We start from the raw sequence: 15,286 nt of genomic DNA, 5'->3' as shown, positions 1-15,286 counted from the left end.
TTTCGTGCGTAGAAGAGTGTGCAAAGGAAGGCTAGAGGCTGGATGGAATCACCAAGGCGCCGACCAGCAGGAGTGGTCCGACCACCACCATGGACAGGCCCCAACGGGTAAGGAGCCTGGTGACACGGGGCCGCTCGTCTGCATCGACGGTGGCCACGAAGGTGGCGCCGACGGTCGAGAACGGTGAGACGTCCACGATCGATGAACACACGCCCAGTGCGGCGATGACCGCCCACCCGGCAATGTCTCCGGAAGCCACGAGCGGAAGGGCCAGGGGAACCAGCGCCGCGAGCATTCCGGTGGTGGAGGCGAACGCGGAGATGAGTCCGCCGATCCCGCAGATCACCAGTGCGGCCAGCAGGGGAGTCCCGACGGCGCCCGCTGCTTCGCCGAGCATCGCGACGGCTCCCATGGTCTGAAGGACTCCGACGAACGTGATGATCCCACCAACCAGCAACACCGTGGACCAGTCGATCTTGGCCACTGCCGATTTGCCGGATTGCGGATCGCAAAGGGTGAGGACCGAGGCGAATGCGAAGCAGAGAACGCCGATGTCCGGATTTGAGCCCAGGACCGACATGAAGATGACGGTGACAACCAGCCCTGCCATGCACAGCACGGTGATGATTTGGTTGCGGTTGAGCTTTGAGGCCGACGCCGGTACTTCCGGCGCCGGTACCTCCGTCGCCGCGGCCGCGTCAAGGACCTGGACGGCTGCTTGCTTCCCTCGGGCAATGTTGCCTTCGCGCTCAAAGGGGTGCGACGGCGTCGGGCGGCTTGCGCTGAAGGATGGCCGCTGGGTGCCGAAACCGTCAGCAGTACGCGTGTTGAGAGGCCTGAACCCACCGAACATGACGTAAGCGGCGGCCAGCAGAAGGAGATTGGTTCCCAGTGCGACGCTGAACAGGACCAGGGGATCAAGGTCAATCCCAGCCGCACGGGCTGTGCCGTACGTGACAATGCCGAACAAGCTCGTCGGGGCGAAGCCGCCTGCGCTCAAACCGGACCCAATGGCGATCCCCATCAGCATGCGGTCGATGCCATAGCGTTTGGCAAGCGGCATGCCGATGGGTGCCATGACCAGGCCTGCCAAGGGGGAGCCCATGGCCGATATGCCGATGGTGAGCGCGAAAAAGGCGATGGGAAGAAAGAAAGCCCGGTCACCCACTTTGGTGATGGCCAGCTCGATGATGCGGTCGATCGTTCCGTTGGCCTGGGCGATCGAGAAGAAATACGTGACTCCTACCAGCAGGACGAGGATCCCGATGGGGAACCCCGCCACCACTTTGTCGATGGTCATTCCAGCCATCCAAATTCCAACGCCGGCAGCCGCTGCGAACATGAGCACGCCAATGTGCACTTTGCGCAGGGTTGCCAGGACAAAGACGCCCACAAAGATGGCGAGGGCAGCTATTTGTTGTTCCAAGACCCGTTCTCCAATCAAACATCGTCGGTTCACTGGATGAACCAATGGTTCATTTTGGGAAATCGCCTGTACCGTAGGTCATAAGAAAGTGAGCGGTCAAGGGGGAGTGTGAATGAGTACGCAGAGTGTGGTCACGGCTATCCGGGTTCTTGAAGCCGTATCGGACAACCAGCCGGCAGGCCTGTCGGAGCTGAGCCGTGAGGTGGATGTCCCCAAGGCTACGGTCCTTCGCATGCTCAGGACCCTGGCGGAATTGGGATGGGTGGCGCAATCCGAAGCGCAGGCCGGAAAGTGGGTGCTGACCAACCATGCTTTCGCCGTGGCCAGCCGGGGCAGCAGCGGCTCGGTCATCCGCGACGCCGCCATGGGCCCCCTGAATGCATTGCAGCTGGACACCACGGAGACTGTCCACCTCGCGGTCCCGGACCGCGGGTACATGCTCATCATCGAACGCCTCGACACGCCCCATGTCCTGCGGGCTTTCCTGCCGCTGGGATCCCGCTTGCCGATGCACGCGTCCTCCACCGGAATTGCCTATTTGTCCGCTGCTGAGGACGAGATCGTGGATGACTATCTGGCCACGCCCCTTGAAGCCTTAACGCCGCAAACGGTGGTGGACCCGGCGCAGCTCCGGGCCATGATCGCGGAAACCCGTGCACGCGGATACTCCATCAATGAGCAGGGCCTCAGTACGGGAATCACCTCAATCGGTGTTCCCTTGTTGGGGCCAGGCGGTGTGGCGGCAGGATCAATCTCCATTTCCGGGCCGTCAAGCAGGATCGTGCCTGCCAAGTATCAGGAATACGGAGAGGCCGCCGCGGGTACTGCGCGGGAGATCAGCCAGGCACTTGGAGCTTTTTCGGCGAAGAGGTACTAAGTTTCCTGTTGAAATACTTCGCCGGAACACAATGCGCGCCTATCATGATGCTGTGCACGTGCTTCGAGGGCGGCGGTTCTGTTTGAACTGTTGTCATTTGGGGTAAGTACGGAATAAGGAGAGAACATTTCTCCGTTCGGTGCCCGTTGCTTTGGGGTGGAGCTCCAATTGGAGTCCCAGCGGACGCCTTCCTAACTGGACAAATTTGTTTGAAGGGATGCGTAGCTTAGATGAACACACTATTGGTGATTGCCGGCGTCATTGCGATCGTGCTGCTGCTTGTTGGCGGTTTTAACCAGGCCCTGAGTTTCCTGCTGTGGGTAGGAATTATCTTGCTGGTCCTGGCGCTCATTGGCTGGGTTCTCGGCCGGGGCCGGTCGCGCGTATGACAACTGATCCAACCGAAGTTGCCGGCTTCAGCCAGGTGCACGATGGGATCACGACGCCAGGTCATCCGATCCCACGCGATCTTGGGGCGCCCGCCTCAAGCGATCAGGTACCTGTTGGCGACGCATCCGGGGAAGGTTCGGAAGATGCCGCCGATGCCGGGGGAAATGAATCAGCGAATCCACCCGGGCCGGCAGAAGAAAAAGATGAGCGGACCGCAGACGATCGCGGTTTGACTACCGAAACCAATCCTTCGGATTGACATGGGTTTTGCGGTCGCGGCCAGGGAAGGGATCCCGGGCCCGACCGCGCCCTTTGGTCACCCAGCCAGTACTAATAGCTGGGCAGTAATTCCGTTTATCGATTGGGGAAGAAATGCGAATCGGTTCAATTATTGGGCTGTTCGTAGTTGTGTGGCTCGTCATTGGAGCAATAGCGGCCGGCCAACGCGGCTATTACAACGCCCCACCCGCGCAGTGTTCGCAGTTTGCGACCATCGCCCTGAATATTGTGGCCGGGCCCCTTAATTACACAGGCATGGATCCACAAGCCGGTTGCCAGGTTCCGCAGCCATCGTGAGCCGGTACGGCAAGCGCCTGACGACGATTCTTCTGGCTCTGGCGGTACTCGCCGGAGCATTGACGGCATGCTCACAACGTCCTTCCCCGGAGGCGCTTAAGGGACCAGCCAAGGACGTCTTCTCTGCCGTCCAGGCCACTACCCTGGCGGTGGAAATCAGGATCAAGAACAGCACGACGGCGGCTGCCGGCTCTACTGCTGCGGATGACATGTTGGGCGAGGTCGAGTCCGCTACCGATGAAGTTGAAGGTTTCACGGCTCCCACGGAGGAGGAAAAGTCGCTCCGGGATGACATGTTGGCATCCTTCGCCACAGTCTCGCGCGCCTTGCTGCATGCACGCGACGCGTTGACGGCTCCTGCCGGTAGCCCGCAACCCGGTAGCCCGCAACCCAGTGGCCCGGAACCCAGTGGCCCCGAACAGGGGCAATCGGGTTCAGGCGAGAATGGCCTGCCCCAAGTCCTGGCCGAACTGCGCAGTGCAACGGACCAGCTCAAAGCCCTCATGACCAAGGCCGGCATCCAGTGAAGCGGCTCCTCGGCGTTGCACTGGGCATCCTGACGGCAATCGGGGGCTTCGTTGACATCGGGGATTTGGTGACCAACGCCGTAGTAGGCTCCCGCTTTGGACTTTCCTTGGCGTGGGTGGTGGTGGTCGGCGTCGTCGGAATCTGCCTTTTTGCCAACATGTCAGGACGGGTGGCAGCGGTATCCGGCCGGGCTACGTTCGAGGTGATTCGCGAACGCATGGGACCGCGCGCCGGACTGGCCAACCTTGGCGCTTCCTTCCTGATCAACCTGATGACGGTCACCGCCGAGATCGGCGGCATCGCTTTGGCCCTGCAGTTGGCCAGCGGCGTGGCCTACCTGCTCTGGGTCCCCGTCGCGCTGCTGGCCGTCTGGCTGGTGATTTGGCGCGTGAAGTTTAAAATCATGGAGAACGTCACTGGTCTCCTGGGACTCTCCTTGGTGGTCTTTGCAGTGGCGCTTTTCCTGCTCAAGCCCGATTGGGGGGTCCTGGCCACCCAAGCGTTCACGCCGTCGGTGCCTCAGGAGGAAGGCGCTGGCGTGTATTGGTACTTTGCCATCGCTCTCTTCGGAGCTGCCATGACCCCCTACGAGGTCTTCTTCTTCTCCTCGGGCGCTGTGGAGGAACGGTGGAAGGTCAAGGATCTGCTCCAGGCCCGAATGAACGTTCTGCTCGGGTTCCCGCTGGGCGGGTTCCTTTCCGTGGCAATCGCCGCGTGCGCCGCCGTCGTTCTCCTGCCTGCGGGAATCAGCGTCACCACGCTTTCGCAAGTGGCCTTGCCCGTTGCCCTGGCCGGAGGCCAACTTGCCTTGGCCGTGCTGATTGTGGGCCTTGTGGCCGCAACCTTCGGTGCGGCGCTGGAGACCACGCTGTCCAGCGGCTACACGTTGGCGCAGTTCTTTGGATGGTCATGGGGAAAGTTCCGGCGCCCGGCGCAGGCCGCCAGGTTCCATATGTCCATGATCGTGGTCCTTCTGGCGGGTGCCGCTGTCCTCGCCACTGGCGTAGACCCCATCCTGGTCACTGAGTACTCCGTGGTGTTCTCCGCGATCGCGCTGCCTCTGACCTATTTGCCCATCCTGATTGTCGCGAACGATCCCCAATACATGGGTGAGCACGTCAACAACAGGGCCGTGAACATCGCCGGGTTGGTCTATTTGGTGATCATCCTTGCCGCGTCCTTGGCCGCCATTCCACTCATGATCATTACCGGAGCAGGCGCATGAGTACCGCTAAACGCAGGAAGATCCAGCCGCATGAAATCAGGCCTGCGCCACGCCCGGCAGGGTTGGTCCTGGACGCGCAGCTGCACTTGCTGGACCGTCAGGTGTTGGACGTCGACGGCGTACCCGTCACCACTGTCGACGACCTCGAGTTGAGTGGTCCCGCACCTGACGAGCCCATTCCCGAAGGTGCTGCACCGCCGAGCATTACGGCACTGCTGACAGGTCCGGTACTGGGCACGCGGATCTTCGGCGGCAGGCCGCCGTCGAACAGGCTGATCCGTATTCCATGGGACGTTGTGTCCGGCGTCGACACCGTCATCTCGGTTGGGGTGCGTTCGGACTCACTCGACGCGTCGTGGGTGGAGCGGTGGCTTCGGACCCATGTGATCGGGCGGATCCCGGGTGGTAGCCATGATCCTGACTGACATGCTGGGCAGTGAGGTGGTGGATAGCGGTGGTGAACGGCTGGGAGAGGTTTCAGACGTCCGCTTCGCCCTGGATTCTGCGCCTACCCAGCTCCTGAGCCAAGCCCGCGTGGTGGGCATCATTGTGAGTCCACGGACGGCGTCGTCTTTCCTTGGGTATGAGCGGCAAGGTATGACGCAGCCGTGGCCGGTGGCGCAGCTCCTGCGTTGGTGGCATCGGGGATCGTTCCTGGTGCTGTGGGAGGACATCGCGATGATGGGTTCACGGGAGGTGGTGCTTCGTCCGGACTTCGTGGCTTATGAATCGGGGCTGCCACGATAGCGCCTCAAGCATGAAATTGCTAAGTTTGCTGACTAATTTCTTCAAAGCATGGACACGTCGCCAACCGTCCTTATAGGTTCGAAGTGTTCCATTAACACGTTCCACCGCACGGAAAGGACAGGTCACATGGACAAGCAGAACGCCACGCCAGAAGAGGAAGCGGGGGGCTACGGCACCCCCACAGCAGAGCAGGAAGCGGGCGGATCGCAGGCACAGCCCCGCGTGGAAGAGGACCTCAGCGAAGCCGGCCTGAGCGAGGACAGCCCTGATGGCGAAACATACGCAACCGGCGCACCAAACCTCAGCCATTTGGATCCTGAGGACTCGGACAGCGCAGGCGAACCTGGCGCCGGCCGCTTCGGTGGCATCGACGAACAGTCCCAGGCCGAGCAGAATCTGGACCAGCCTACAGACTCCCTGGCCGATGGCAGCGGCAATGATCTGCCCCGGGACCAGTCACCCAAGGACGACGACGAAGAGAACTTCGACGCAGGTTAGGCCGTAACCCCGGCGCGCCCATAAGACAGGCGCGCCACCGGTTATGCAGCCAGCCGGCTGGCGCGCCGCCGGCACTACAAGGCTCAAAAGAGTCCGGCACTTTAGAGCGCAGTACATACAACGCACTACGAGAAGACACATCGAAGGAGCGACACCTTATGGCTACCGTCAATAAGTCAGTTGAAGTAGATGTACCCGTGTCCGTTGCCTACAACCAGTGGACGCAGTTCGAGACGTTTCCTGAGTTCATGAATGGCGTGGAGTCCGTGCAGCAGATCGACGACACAGCCCTCCACTTCGCAACGAACGTGGGCGGCGTGAAGCGCGAATACAACGCGCAGATCATCGAGCAGGTGCCTGATGCATTAGTCAGCTGGGCGAGCGTGGACGGCCCGCGCAATGCGGGAACCGTGACGTTTGAACCGTTGGACGCGGGGCACACACGCGTCAACGTAGAGATCGAATGGGAGCCGGACACCCTCGCGGAAAAGGCCGGCTCGGCAGTGGGAGCTGACAGTTTGCGCGTGGGCGCGGACCTGGACAAGTTCAAGAAGTTCATCGAGGCCCAAGGCCATGAGACCGGAGCCTGGCGTGGCACAGTATCCGGTGGTGATGTGGACGAAGGCGGAGGAGCATTGGTTTAAAGGGTTCGTGTAAGCCCCATACCGGTGGAGGTCGGCCAGCGAAGGGGCCGGCCTCCATGGGTGCTACGAAGAACAGGCTCCAGTGAGGAGAAGTGATGGCTACGTCCAGCAACGTAGAGGCAGAGCGGAAGTTCGACGTCGATCCTTCCACGCCGCTTCCCACGCTTGACAGGATCGACGGCGTTGCCCGCGTGGGAGAGCCAGTCGCCCATAGCCTGGAGGCGGTCTATTTCGACACGAATGACCTCGCGCTTGCGGCCCGTGGAATCACGTTGCGGCGCAGGACAGGAGGCCCCGACGCCGGTTGGCACCTCAAGCTTCCCCACAGCCCGGGACGTCGCACCGAAATCCATGCACCCTTGGGCCAGGCCGATGCAGTGCCGGTGGAACTCATGGACCGGATCCTTGCCTACACGCGCGGACACGCAGTCATAGCAATTGCCACACTCAACACCGAACGCACCAGCTACCCCCTCTACAAGGACGACGGCGGCCGGGTTGCGGAGTTCGTGGATGACCACGTGCGGGCACGTGTGTCGCTGGGGAATGCCCATGAACAACAATGGCGCGAATGGGAAGTGGAACTCAACGGCAGCGGGCCCTCGGACAATGGCGACGACATTTTGGATGCCGTGGCAAGCCAGCTCACTGGCGCCGGGGCGAGCCCCAGCGGGCGGTCGTCCAAACTGGCAACAGCCCTGGGAGATTCCTGGCCGCGTGCAAAGGGGTCCGGCCGCGAGGTCCCCAGCGGCAAGGGACCGGCCGTGGTGCCTGTCCTGAACTACCTCGACGCCCAAGTGGCAAAGTTGCTCTTGCAGGACGCGCATGTGCGAATGAACCGTGACGATTCCGTCCATAAGATGCGCTCACTGACCCGCCGGATCCGTTCGGTGCTCCATAGTTACCGCAAGCTTTTCAAGGGTTCCCCGGTTCAGGAACTTGAGCTTGAGCTGAAATCGTTGGCTCGGACTCTTGGACGCTACCGGGATGTAGAGGTCCTTCATGAGCGGCTCAGAAAGGATGTGGAGGAACTGCCAATGAAGATGGTTTTGGGTCCTCTCCACGCTGAACTGGATGAGCGGATGAACGTTCGGAGGGACACGGCGATGGCAGCAATCAGGACCCGGCTCAACAGTCCCCGCTATTTCCGGCTCCTGGATGGGCTCGAAGCGTTCCTGGACTCTCCCGCAATTGCACCGCAAGGAACCGGGCCGGCACGCAAGACCACAGCCAAGTTCGTTAACAAAGCGGGCAAACGCCTCGCCAAACGCCACGATGCAGCGGTGGGTGCCGCCGTCGGGCCTTCACGTGACTCTGCGTTTCACAACGTCCGCAAGACTGCCAAGAAGCTGCGCTTTGCCGCGGCCACCGCTGAAAGTGTCCACGGGAAGCGCGCCGCAAAGCTCGCGGACGCTGCCCATGATGTCCAGACCATTTTGGGTGAACACCAGGACAGCGCCATGGCCCGTGCCGAGCTTTTGAAGCTGGGGTCTGCCTCCGGTGCCAGTAACAGCGCTTTCACCTACGGTCTGCTCCATGCCGCAGAACGCGCAAAGGCCGACGCCGCGCAGCAGGAGTACCTGCATAGCGGCAGGAAAGCCAGGAAGCTCCGCCTCAAAAAGTAGGAGTTGCTACTTCTTCAGGAACGCCAGCAAGGCCTCGTTGATCTCGGCGCCGTGCGTCCACAACAGACCGTGGGGAGCACCCTCGATCTCCTGGTAATCGGCGCTGGGCAGCGCCTTCTTGAAGCGCCGCCCGGTGACGTCGATGGGAAGGATGTTGTCCGCGGTGCCGTGGACGATCAGCGCTGGAACATCGATCTTGGGGATGTCCGCGCGGAAGTCAGTCAGCCACGTGGGCTGGGCGGCTGCGGAAGCAAACGCGCCCGACTGGCTGGCAAGGTTCCAGCTGGCGTCCACGGATTCCTGGCTGAGCCGCTCTGTCCCCAGGAAGGCATCGCTGTTGTAGAAGTTCTTGAAGAAGTCGGTGAAGAAGGCGAACCGGTCGGCCTTCACGGCCTGGGACAGGCCATCGAAGACATCCTGGGGAACACCGTCCGGGTTGTCATCGGTCTTCAGGAGGAATGGTTCCAAGGATGCGAGGAATACAGCCTTTGCCACCCGGGCGGAGCCGTAGGTGCTGATGTAGCGTGCAACCTCGCCGGTGCCCATGGAGAAACCAACCAACACGGCATCGTTCAGGTCCAGGGTTTCCAGGAGGGTCTTGAGGTCCGCGGCAAAGGTGTCATAGTCGTAGCCCACCGTGGGCTTGCTCGACTTACCGAAACCCCGGCGGTCATAGGTGATAACGCGGTAGCCGGCATCCAGCAGGGCAGCAGTTTGCTTCTCCCACGATGAACCATCCAGCGGGTAGCCGTGGATAAGGACCACTGGCTGGCCCGTCCCATGGTCCTCGTAATAAAGCTCGATCCCGGTGCTGTTTTCGTTTCCGACGGTGATGTAAGCCAAAACTCAAGTCCCTTCGATGCGGATCTACACGAACGTTCCCAGCCTACTGTCCGGGCTGGGAGAGACACGCCCACAGCGGTGAGGGTGGTGTTCCCACCACCACCATCCACGGACACTGGTTGCGGTCGGCTGCGCGATGGATTCTAGGATCACCGCCGATGACGATCCTAGGAATACCCATGCCACTTGCCCTGCACTCCAACACCCGGAGTTACACCTCCATCGACGAACTCCTGGGCGATGGTCGCGGTCGGTTCTTCAGCCACGGCTACAAGACCACCAACCCCAGGCTGCGGGAACTCTGCGTAAACCACACGGTCTCCGAATCCACGCTCACTGCCCGCGCAGCCCTTGGCGTTGAAGGTACGTGGTCCATGAAGGGGAACTCGGAGCAAACCCCTCACCTTGGCACCACGGACGTCCTTGTTTTGGCTGCCAGGATGGCGGAGGCTTTGTTGGCCAGCCGGTATTCTCCCGGGCTGTTGCCTGCCGCCTACATTTCGTCGGTGACCATTTCGGGTGGCAATGAGCCTGTTGAAGGTGCGCTCGGCGATCTCGAATGCCGGGCGACGCTACAGGACCTGGGACACGCTTCGGTCCTTCGCTGCTCTGTTGCGTCCATGACCGCGGTACTGGAAGTGGCCCATGAGCACGCCGAGCTCGGGCTGGCGTCAGTCCAGTCTCCGTCGGAGGAAGCTTTGGTGGGCGACGCCGGCACGCGCCTTTACGGTGGGCTGTGGGCAGAACGGCACGTCTCGCTGCTGGACGTGGTCCTGGATCCCGGTGAAGGAACGGCCAGCGCGCAGCTCTCATTCCGCCAGCGGCCCTCCCAACAGTCCTCACTGGGCCGAAGCCTGGATGACCGCCGCGGGCTAGAGGCTGCCTACCCGCAGGCGCTGTCCGCCGTCGAATACTTTGTTGCCTCGCTGCAGCTGGGACAGGTACTCCTGTACCGGCTCGATTCCATGGACCGCGCGGACAGCAACACTTTGTGGATGCGCAAAACCCGCATCACTCTCAACGGCTCCTGCCCGAGGAATGGGGGCGGGCAGGGGACCGGCCTTGCAGTGCGGCTGCACAAGAGCCGGTTGATCGAAAAGGACGGCGGATGGTGGCGCTGCGCTGATGTCGTAGGAACGTTCGACGGCGGCGAAGTAGTTTGCAGCGTTGCCCACCAACTGCCGTCCCAGGTTGCGGCAGTAAGCGCTTCCGTAGGGGATAGGAAATGAGTGCGGCATCCGCCGTTGTCCGCGGCCTGGGCGGAGCACTGCCCAGGAAGGTGGTCACCAACGAGCACCTGTCTGCTGTCATGGATACCTCGGACGAATGGATCAGGCGCAGGACAGGCATCGCCGAGCGCCGCCACTCTGACGAAACGGAAAGCACCAGCGTGCTGGCAACGACGGCGGGTCGGCGGGCGTTGGCCAGTGCCGGCGTCGAATCTGCGCAGCTTTTGTTGGTGGCGACCTCGACGCCGGACAAGGTCTGCCCGGCCACGGCACCCAAGGTGGCGGCGAACCTGGGGTTGAAGGGCATTGCTGCCTTCGATGTCTCCGCAGTTTGCTCTGGATTTGTCTATGCCTTGACCACGGCCACCTGGGCTATCCGTTCGGGATCCGTGGACTCGGCACTGGTGATCGGGGCGGACACCTTTACCCGCTTGCTCGATCCGGGGGACCGGACCACCTCGGTGATCTTCGGGGACGGAGCGGGCGCGGCTTACTTGTCCGCTGGAACAGCAGACGAACCCGGGGCCATCAAGGCGTCAACGCTGCACTCCGATGGCGAGGGCGAAACGCTCATCCACGTGCCGGAAGGCCCTGGTTCATTCTTTGAAATGCAGGGCAAGGAAGTGTTCGCGCAGGCAGTCGCAGCGATGTCCGGTTCTGTGGAAACGGTGCTCGCAAGCGCTGGTTGGGCTGCCGGCGATGTGGATTCCTTGATTGCACACCAGGCGAACCTCCGGATCCTGAACACCGTTGCTTCGGTGACCGGCATTCCGGCATCCAAGGCGGAGGTCCATCTGGACAGGGTAGGCAATACCTCAGCCGCATCCATCCCGTTGGCCATGACCGACGCAGGAACCAAAGGCCACAGGAGCCCCGGAGACAAGGTGGTCCTGACTGCCTTTGGCGGAGGGACTACCTGGGGAGCCGTTGCCATGACCTGGCCATCGATCTCGGTTGTCGACCCGCACTAGGGCCGGACACCGATTCCTGCCGGCCGGGGTGCCTGCAGGACCACTGTGGCGCCGGCCAACCCGGGCCACCTGTAAAAGGGGGAAGCAAATGGAAATTACAGCAATGGACGTCGTAGGCGCGATTGGGTCCACCATGGACGAGCTCGGCCACATGGGACCGGACGACTCCTTCGCCGACCTTGACATCGATTCATTGTCACTCGTTGAAGCCGCCGTGATCCTTAGCAACAAATTCGGTGTTCGCGTGGATGAATTCGAGCTCGCCGAGGCAGGCAGCGCCCGCGCCGCAGCAAGCATGGTCACGGAAAAGCTGGCCCTGCAGCCCGCCATCTAGTCACACCATCACACGTAGACGCACGACCACACAGAACAAACAGGAAGGACACTGATGGCCACTCCGGCGATTGCAGTTGTTTATTATTCAGGCTCGGGCCACACCAGGGTCCTGGCAGACGCAGTGGTTTCCGCTGCCGCCGCCACCGGAGCCATAACGGCTCTCCTTCGCGTGGATGAGCTGACCCAGGAATCCTGGGATTTCATCGACCAGGCAGATGCGATCATTTTCGGCGCCCCTACCTACATGGGCACGGCGCCATCGGCATTCCATGCGTTCGCCGAGAAGACCGCAGGCCGCTGGGCCGTGCAGAAATGGCACAACAAGCTGGGGGCCGGCTTTACCAATGCCGCCTGCAAGGCCGGCGACAAGAATTCCACCCTGGACTACTTCTCCACTTTCGCAGCCCAGCACGGCATGAACTGGATCAACCTGGGCCTTCTCCCGGGATGGAAGAGCACCAAGGGCACGGAAAACGATCTCAACCGCTTTGGCTACTTCAACGGAGCCGCGGCGCAGACATTCTCGGACGTCGGTGTCGAAGGCGTTCATCCCGCAGACATCGCTACCGCAGAGCACCTAGGGCGGCGCGTTGCGGAAATAGCCGCCATATTCGCTGCCGGCAAGACCGCCCTTGACCGCGAACTCGTGAGCGCGGGAGCCTAGGGCTTTCTCGTTCACTGCCACGGAAAACGCCTGGCGCTGCCCATATCCGGGCGTCGCCGGGCGTTTTCCGTGGCGCTAAAGTGTTCCGGTGTCAACGATGGCGCCCGTCAGGGTGGCTGCCACAATCGCCCTGACCTTCGGGTTTCCTATATGGAACAGGTGGCCCCCACCGACTACCTCGATCAATCGTGGCTTCTGCGCGCACCAGTCCGTCCAGCGCCGTGACTCCGAAGCCGTAACCACAGGATCATCAGGGCTGTAGAGGACCGTGGCCGGCACCTTCAACTGGCGGGCTGGCAGCCTCCCGGGATAGCTGTCCAACAATTCCAGATCCTCAAGCAGTACTTCCCTGGCCCGCTCGGAGTGGGCGCCTAAAGCGGCTGCCGCGGCAGCGCCGGCGTCGTACATTCCCGACGGCGGCCGCGCGGCTGCCAGGAACACGTGCAGCACCCGCCCGGTGTCCTGAAGCCGAAGGGCGGCCTCGAAGGCGAGCACGGCGCCCATGCTGTGGCCATAGAGCGCCAACTCACCGGACTGCGAGCTTGCGATTCGTTCGGCCATGGCGGCTGCGGCGGCACCAACGGAACGGAAATCCCTGCCGCGGTATCCGAGCTTGGTGACGTGCACGCCGTCAAAACGCCAGCCCGCAAAACTGGCCGTGGTTCCGCCCGCGTGGTGCAGGCAAAACAGGTGCATTTCCGGCGTCCCGGCGCTAGTTGAAAGCGAGCCGGTGGCGGTCGTGTTCCATGCGGGAGGCGGCGACGTCGTCCATGTGTTCCTCGGCCCACTCCTTCATCTCGAAGATGATCCGCAGCAGCGAATGTCCGCGCGGAGTGAGCTCGTAGTCAGTTCGCACGGGGACGGAGACGGTCACATGCCGTAAGACCAGTCCATCCCGTTCAAGCGAGCGGAGGGTGGAGGTCAACATTTTCTGGCTTGCGCCGGGTATCCGTTTGCGGAGGTCGCTGTGGCGCTGCTGCCCGTCCTCCAGCGCGAGCATCACCAAGGTGACCCACTTGCTGCTGATGGCCTCAAGCAGCTGTCGTGCCGGGCAAAGATCCAGGGAAGCGTTGTAGTGCTTCCGGGCCTTCATGCGTTTCTGTTCAGCCGTGAGAGTCATATCCCCAATACTTTCCTCATCAAGTGGACTGCTTGCCACAGCATACTTGGGGGTTGTTGCAGGTGGGGAACCGGTGACTCAAACCTTAACCGGGGTGACCAGCAGCGATTCTCCGGCCAAGGCCATGAAAGGAAGGTCCGAACTGTGGTCCCCGTAGGCGAAGCTGCCCGACAGGTCCACCGAGAACGCTGCAGCGTGTGCTGCCACGGCCCGCGCCTTGGCGTCGGCTACCAGGGCCTCCCCGATGTCGCCGGTATAGATGCCATTGGCGGTAGTAGGGAACGTGCACAGCAGCTCAAGGTGGGGCCACCGCCGTCGAACACGTACCAAAGCCGGCTCGAACGACGCCGTGATGGCCACGATGCGCCGTCCCTCCGCGGTGTGTTTGTCCAGGAGGGAGGCCACGGGTTCCAGGAAGGCCCAGCTGTCCGGTGACGCGGCCTGGAAATCTGCCCAGCGCTCGCCGAGTTCCTGGACTTCGCTCACGCTGCGGCCCCGCCACCAGCTGAAGTATCGGGCGTTTGTCACGGAGCGCGGTACGCCATTCCTGGCTGCGGCCCGGAGGCCCCCAAGGAAGTCTTCCGCTTCAGCTTTGCGGGAGTTGCCGGCGTCGAAGCGGAGGAACTCGAAAATGGTGTTGTAGGCGGTGACGGTGCCGTCGATGTCTGTGTAGGCGGCCTGGGACGTGCCACGGCGTGAGCCGCTGCTTTGGCCCGTGTTGGGGCTTCCGGATTCTTCCACAGGAAGAATCCTAGGGACCGCTCCGGCAATGTGAGGCCTTCCAGGGGAGGGCACTTTGAGGTGCCCTAGGCACAAAAAAGTGCGTTCTTACGCTGCACCCAGCAGCCGGGTGAGGATCGAATACGGGGCACAAAGCGTCCCCCCAGCAAAGCCTCGAAAGGAAGCCAATGCCTACCATCCTCCACATCAACGCTTCTCCCCGCTACGCCAACAGCGACTCCCTGCGGTTGGCCCGGCACTTTATCGACTCCGTCCAGGCTGCCGGTCCGGAGAGCTTTGAGCTGGAGACCCTGAACTTGTTCGACGACGGTGCGTTGCCTGTTTTCGGTCGGATCGCGGCCGCCGCCAAGATGGCTGTCTTCACCGGACAGGACCAGACGCCGGAGCAGGTTGCCGCTTGGGAATCCGCACGCGCCGTGTTTGATCAGTTCGCTGCGGCCGACGCGTATGTCTTCAACATCCCCATGTGGAACTCGGGCGTCCCCTACGTGCTGAAGCAGTGGATCGACATCATCACCCAGCCCGGCTGGAGCTTCGGATTTGACCCGGAGCAGGGCTACCGCGGCCTCATGGAGGGCAAGCAGGCTCTGGCGATCCACACCAGCGGGGTTTACGCTCCGGGTGTTCCGGCCGCTTTCGGCTCCGACTTCAGCAGCACCTTCTTCGCTGACTGGCTGAACTTTGTGGGCATCCAGGACGCAACCCACGTCCGCTTCGCTCCCACGGTCCTCAATGGCGACGTCGATGGCACCCGCCAGGTTGCAGAAGCGGACCTGAGCGACGCTGCAATCGAATTCGCCGGCAAGCTCAGCGCCGCGGGCACCCTCCAGCTCGTCAACGACTAGG

19 protein-coding genes are annotated in these 15,286 nt (G+C 62.1%); 14 read left to right on the top strand and 5 right to left on the bottom strand.

Annotation, left to right across the window (positions count from 1 at the left end; all coding sequences use genetic code 11):
- Positions 1-31: 31 nt before the first annotated feature.
- Positions 32-1,426: an SLC13 family permease gene (locus J2Y41_RS10875; RefSeq protein WP_309928425.1), complete on the bottom strand. Its 1,395-nt coding sequence runs from the start codon at positions 1,424-1,426 to the stop codon at positions 32-34.
- Positions 1,427-1,538: 112 nt separating this feature from the next.
- Between J2Y41_RS10875 and J2Y41_RS10870 the strand changes: the two genes are divergently transcribed.
- From J2Y41_RS10870 to J2Y41_RS10830, 9 genes are all read left to right on the top strand, one after another.
- Positions 1,539-2,303 (top strand): IclR family transcriptional regulator, encoded by a 765-nt coding sequence (locus J2Y41_RS10870; RefSeq protein WP_224088968.1) that lies wholly within the window; start codon positions 1,539-1,541, stop codon positions 2,301-2,303.
- Positions 2,304-2,533: 230 nt separating this feature from the next.
- Entirely contained in the window at positions 2,534-2,692 is a 159-nt protein-coding gene (locus tag J2Y41_RS10865) for a hypothetical protein (protein ID WP_216926527.1), read from the top strand.
- 552 nt (positions 2,693-3,244) lie between these two features.
- Positions 3,245-3,796, top strand: a complete 552-nt coding sequence (locus J2Y41_RS10860) for a hypothetical protein (RefSeq protein ID WP_309928424.1) — start codon at positions 3,245-3,247, stop codon at positions 3,794-3,796.
- Entirely contained in the window at positions 3,793-5,022 is a 1,230-nt protein-coding gene (locus J2Y41_RS10855; RefSeq protein ID WP_224088961.1) for an Nramp family divalent metal transporter, read from the top strand. The genes J2Y41_RS10860 and J2Y41_RS10855 overlap by 4 nt, the downstream gene beginning before the upstream one ends.
- A complete protein-coding gene (locus J2Y41_RS10850) occupies positions 5,019-5,447 on the top strand; it encodes a hypothetical protein (RefSeq protein WP_309928423.1) in 429 nt (142 codons plus the stop codon). The genes J2Y41_RS10855 and J2Y41_RS10850 overlap by 4 nt, the downstream gene beginning before the upstream one ends.
- Entirely contained in the window at positions 5,434-5,769 is a 336-nt protein-coding gene (locus tag J2Y41_RS10845) for a PRC-barrel domain containing protein (RefSeq protein WP_309928422.1), read from the top strand. Before J2Y41_RS10850 ends, J2Y41_RS10845 begins: the two co-directional genes overlap by 14 nt.
- A gap of 126 nt (positions 5,770-5,895) precedes the next feature.
- Positions 5,896-6,267 carry a hypothetical protein gene (locus J2Y41_RS10840; RefSeq protein ID WP_309928421.1) on the top strand — a complete coding sequence of 124 codons (372 nt, stop codon included), beginning with the start codon at positions 5,896-5,898 and terminating at the stop codon, positions 6,265-6,267.
- Positions 6,268-6,425: 158 nt separating this feature from the next.
- Positions 6,426-6,911 (top strand): SRPBCC family protein, encoded by a 486-nt coding sequence (locus tag J2Y41_RS10835; protein ID WP_224088953.1) that lies wholly within the window; start codon positions 6,426-6,428, stop codon positions 6,909-6,911.
- 95 nt (positions 6,912-7,006) lie between these two features.
- Positions 7,007-8,536, top strand: a complete 1,530-nt coding sequence (locus J2Y41_RS10830) for a CYTH and CHAD domain-containing protein (RefSeq protein WP_309928420.1) — start codon at positions 7,007-7,009, stop codon at positions 8,534-8,536.
- A 6-nt stretch (positions 8,537-8,542) separates the two neighbouring features.
- Here J2Y41_RS10830 and J2Y41_RS10825 read toward each other — a convergent pair whose 3' ends face one another.
- Complete coding sequence (locus J2Y41_RS10825) at positions 8,543-9,379, bottom strand: alpha/beta hydrolase (protein ID WP_309928419.1); 837 nt, start codon at positions 9,377-9,379, stop codon at positions 8,543-8,545.
- Positions 9,380-9,558: 179 nt separating this feature from the next.
- On the opposite strand from J2Y41_RS10825, the gene J2Y41_RS10820 reads away from it, so the two are divergent.
- The 4 genes from J2Y41_RS10820 to J2Y41_RS10805 all read left to right on the top strand — a co-directional run bounded on the left by J2Y41_RS10820 (position 9,559) and on the right by J2Y41_RS10805 (position 12,579).
- A complete protein-coding gene (locus J2Y41_RS10820; RefSeq protein WP_309928417.1) occupies positions 9,559-10,608 on the top strand; it encodes an AvrD family protein in 1,050 nt (349 codons plus the stop codon).
- Positions 10,605-11,579 (top strand): beta-ketoacyl-ACP synthase III, encoded by a 975-nt coding sequence (locus J2Y41_RS10815; RefSeq protein WP_309928416.1) that lies wholly within the window; start codon positions 10,605-10,607, stop codon positions 11,577-11,579. The genes J2Y41_RS10820 and J2Y41_RS10815 overlap by 4 nt, the downstream gene beginning before the upstream one ends.
- 88 nt (positions 11,580-11,667) lie before the next feature.
- Positions 11,668-11,913, top strand: coding sequence for an acyl carrier protein (locus J2Y41_RS10810; RefSeq protein WP_224088948.1), 246 nt, complete (start codon positions 11,668-11,670; stop codon positions 11,911-11,913).
- A gap of 54 nt (positions 11,914-11,967) precedes the next feature.
- The gene (locus J2Y41_RS10805; protein ID WP_309928415.1) at positions 11,968-12,579 is read left to right on the top strand and encodes a flavodoxin family protein; all 612 of its coding nucleotides are present in this window, start codon (positions 11,968-11,970) and stop codon (positions 12,577-12,579) included.
- 75 nt (positions 12,580-12,654) lie between these two features.
- On the opposite strand, the gene J2Y41_RS10800 is transcribed toward J2Y41_RS10805, so the two are convergent.
- From J2Y41_RS10800 to J2Y41_RS10790, 3 genes are all read right to left on the bottom strand, one after another.
- A complete protein-coding gene (locus J2Y41_RS10800; protein WP_309928414.1) occupies positions 12,655-13,275 on the bottom strand; it encodes a thioesterase domain-containing protein in 621 nt (206 codons plus the stop codon).
- Positions 13,276-13,291: 16 nt separating this feature from the next.
- Positions 13,292-13,699: a helix-turn-helix domain-containing protein gene (locus J2Y41_RS10795; protein WP_223934520.1), complete on the bottom strand. Its 408-nt coding sequence runs from the start codon at positions 13,697-13,699 to the stop codon at positions 13,292-13,294.
- A 78-nt stretch (positions 13,700-13,777) separates the two neighbouring features.
- Positions 13,778-14,440: an HAD-IB family phosphatase gene (locus tag J2Y41_RS10790; protein ID WP_309928413.1), complete on the bottom strand. Its 663-nt coding sequence runs from the start codon at positions 14,438-14,440 to the stop codon at positions 13,778-13,780.
- Between the two features lie 167 nt (positions 14,441-14,607).
- Between J2Y41_RS10790 and J2Y41_RS10785 the strand changes: the two genes are divergently transcribed.
- Positions 14,608-15,285: an FMN-dependent NADH-azoreductase gene (locus J2Y41_RS10785; protein ID WP_224088943.1), complete on the top strand. Its 678-nt coding sequence runs from the start codon at positions 14,608-14,610 to the stop codon at positions 15,283-15,285.
- The last annotated feature ends 1 nt before the right edge of the window (position 15,286 follow it).

The organism is Arthrobacter sp. 1088 (assembly GCF_031455315.1).
In the GTDB taxonomy this organism is placed as follows: Bacteria; Actinomycetota; Actinomycetes; order Actinomycetales; family Micrococcaceae; genus Arthrobacter.
Note: the sequence above shows the minus strand (reverse complement) of the source record. Positions and strands in the feature narration are given on the sequence as shown.

Excerpts from the sequence above, each read along its gene's own strand:
- J2Y41_RS10845 (WP_309928422.1), top strand. The coding sequence starts at position 5,434 with ATGATCCTGACTGACATGCTGGGCAGTGAGGTGGTGGATAGCGGTGGT.
- J2Y41_RS10835 (WP_224088953.1), top strand. The coding sequence starts at position 6,426 with ATGGCTACCGTCAATAAGTCAGTTGAAGTAGATGTACCCGTGTCCGTT.
- J2Y41_RS10805 (WP_309928415.1), top strand. The coding sequence starts at position 11,968 with ATGGCCACTCCGGCGATTGCAGTTGTTTATTATTCAGGCTCGGGCCAC.
- J2Y41_RS10785 (WP_224088943.1), top strand. The coding sequence starts at position 14,608 with ATGCCTACCATCCTCCACATCAACGCTTCTCCCCGCTACGCCAACAGC.
- J2Y41_RS10865 (WP_216926527.1), top strand. The coding sequence starts at position 2,534 with ATGAACACACTATTGGTGATTGCCGGCGTCATTGCGATCGTGCTGCTG.
- J2Y41_RS10815 (WP_309928416.1), top strand. The coding sequence starts at position 10,605 with ATGAGTGCGGCATCCGCCGTTGTCCGCGGCCTGGGCGGAGCACTGCCC.
- J2Y41_RS10800 (WP_309928414.1), bottom strand. The coding sequence starts at position 13,275 with ATGCACCTGTTTTGCCTGCACCACGCGGGCGGAACCACGGCCAGTTTT.
- J2Y41_RS10840 (WP_309928421.1), top strand. The coding sequence starts at position 5,896 with ATGGACAAGCAGAACGCCACGCCAGAAGAGGAAGCGGGGGGCTACGGC.
- J2Y41_RS10810 (WP_224088948.1), top strand. The coding sequence starts at position 11,668 with ATGGAAATTACAGCAATGGACGTCGTAGGCGCGATTGGGTCCACCATG.
- J2Y41_RS10850 (WP_309928423.1), top strand. The coding sequence starts at position 5,019 with ATGAGTACCGCTAAACGCAGGAAGATCCAGCCGCATGAAATCAGGCCT.
- J2Y41_RS10820 (WP_309928417.1), top strand. The coding sequence starts at position 9,559 with ATGCCACTTGCCCTGCACTCCAACACCCGGAGTTACACCTCCATCGAC.
- J2Y41_RS10830 (WP_309928420.1), top strand. The coding sequence starts at position 7,007 with ATGGCTACGTCCAGCAACGTAGAGGCAGAGCGGAAGTTCGACGTCGAT.
- J2Y41_RS10795 (WP_223934520.1), bottom strand. The coding sequence starts at position 13,699 with ATGACTCTCACGGCTGAACAGAAACGCATGAAGGCCCGGAAGCACTAC.
- J2Y41_RS10870 (WP_224088968.1), top strand. The coding sequence starts at position 1,539 with ATGAGTACGCAGAGTGTGGTCACGGCTATCCGGGTTCTTGAAGCCGTA.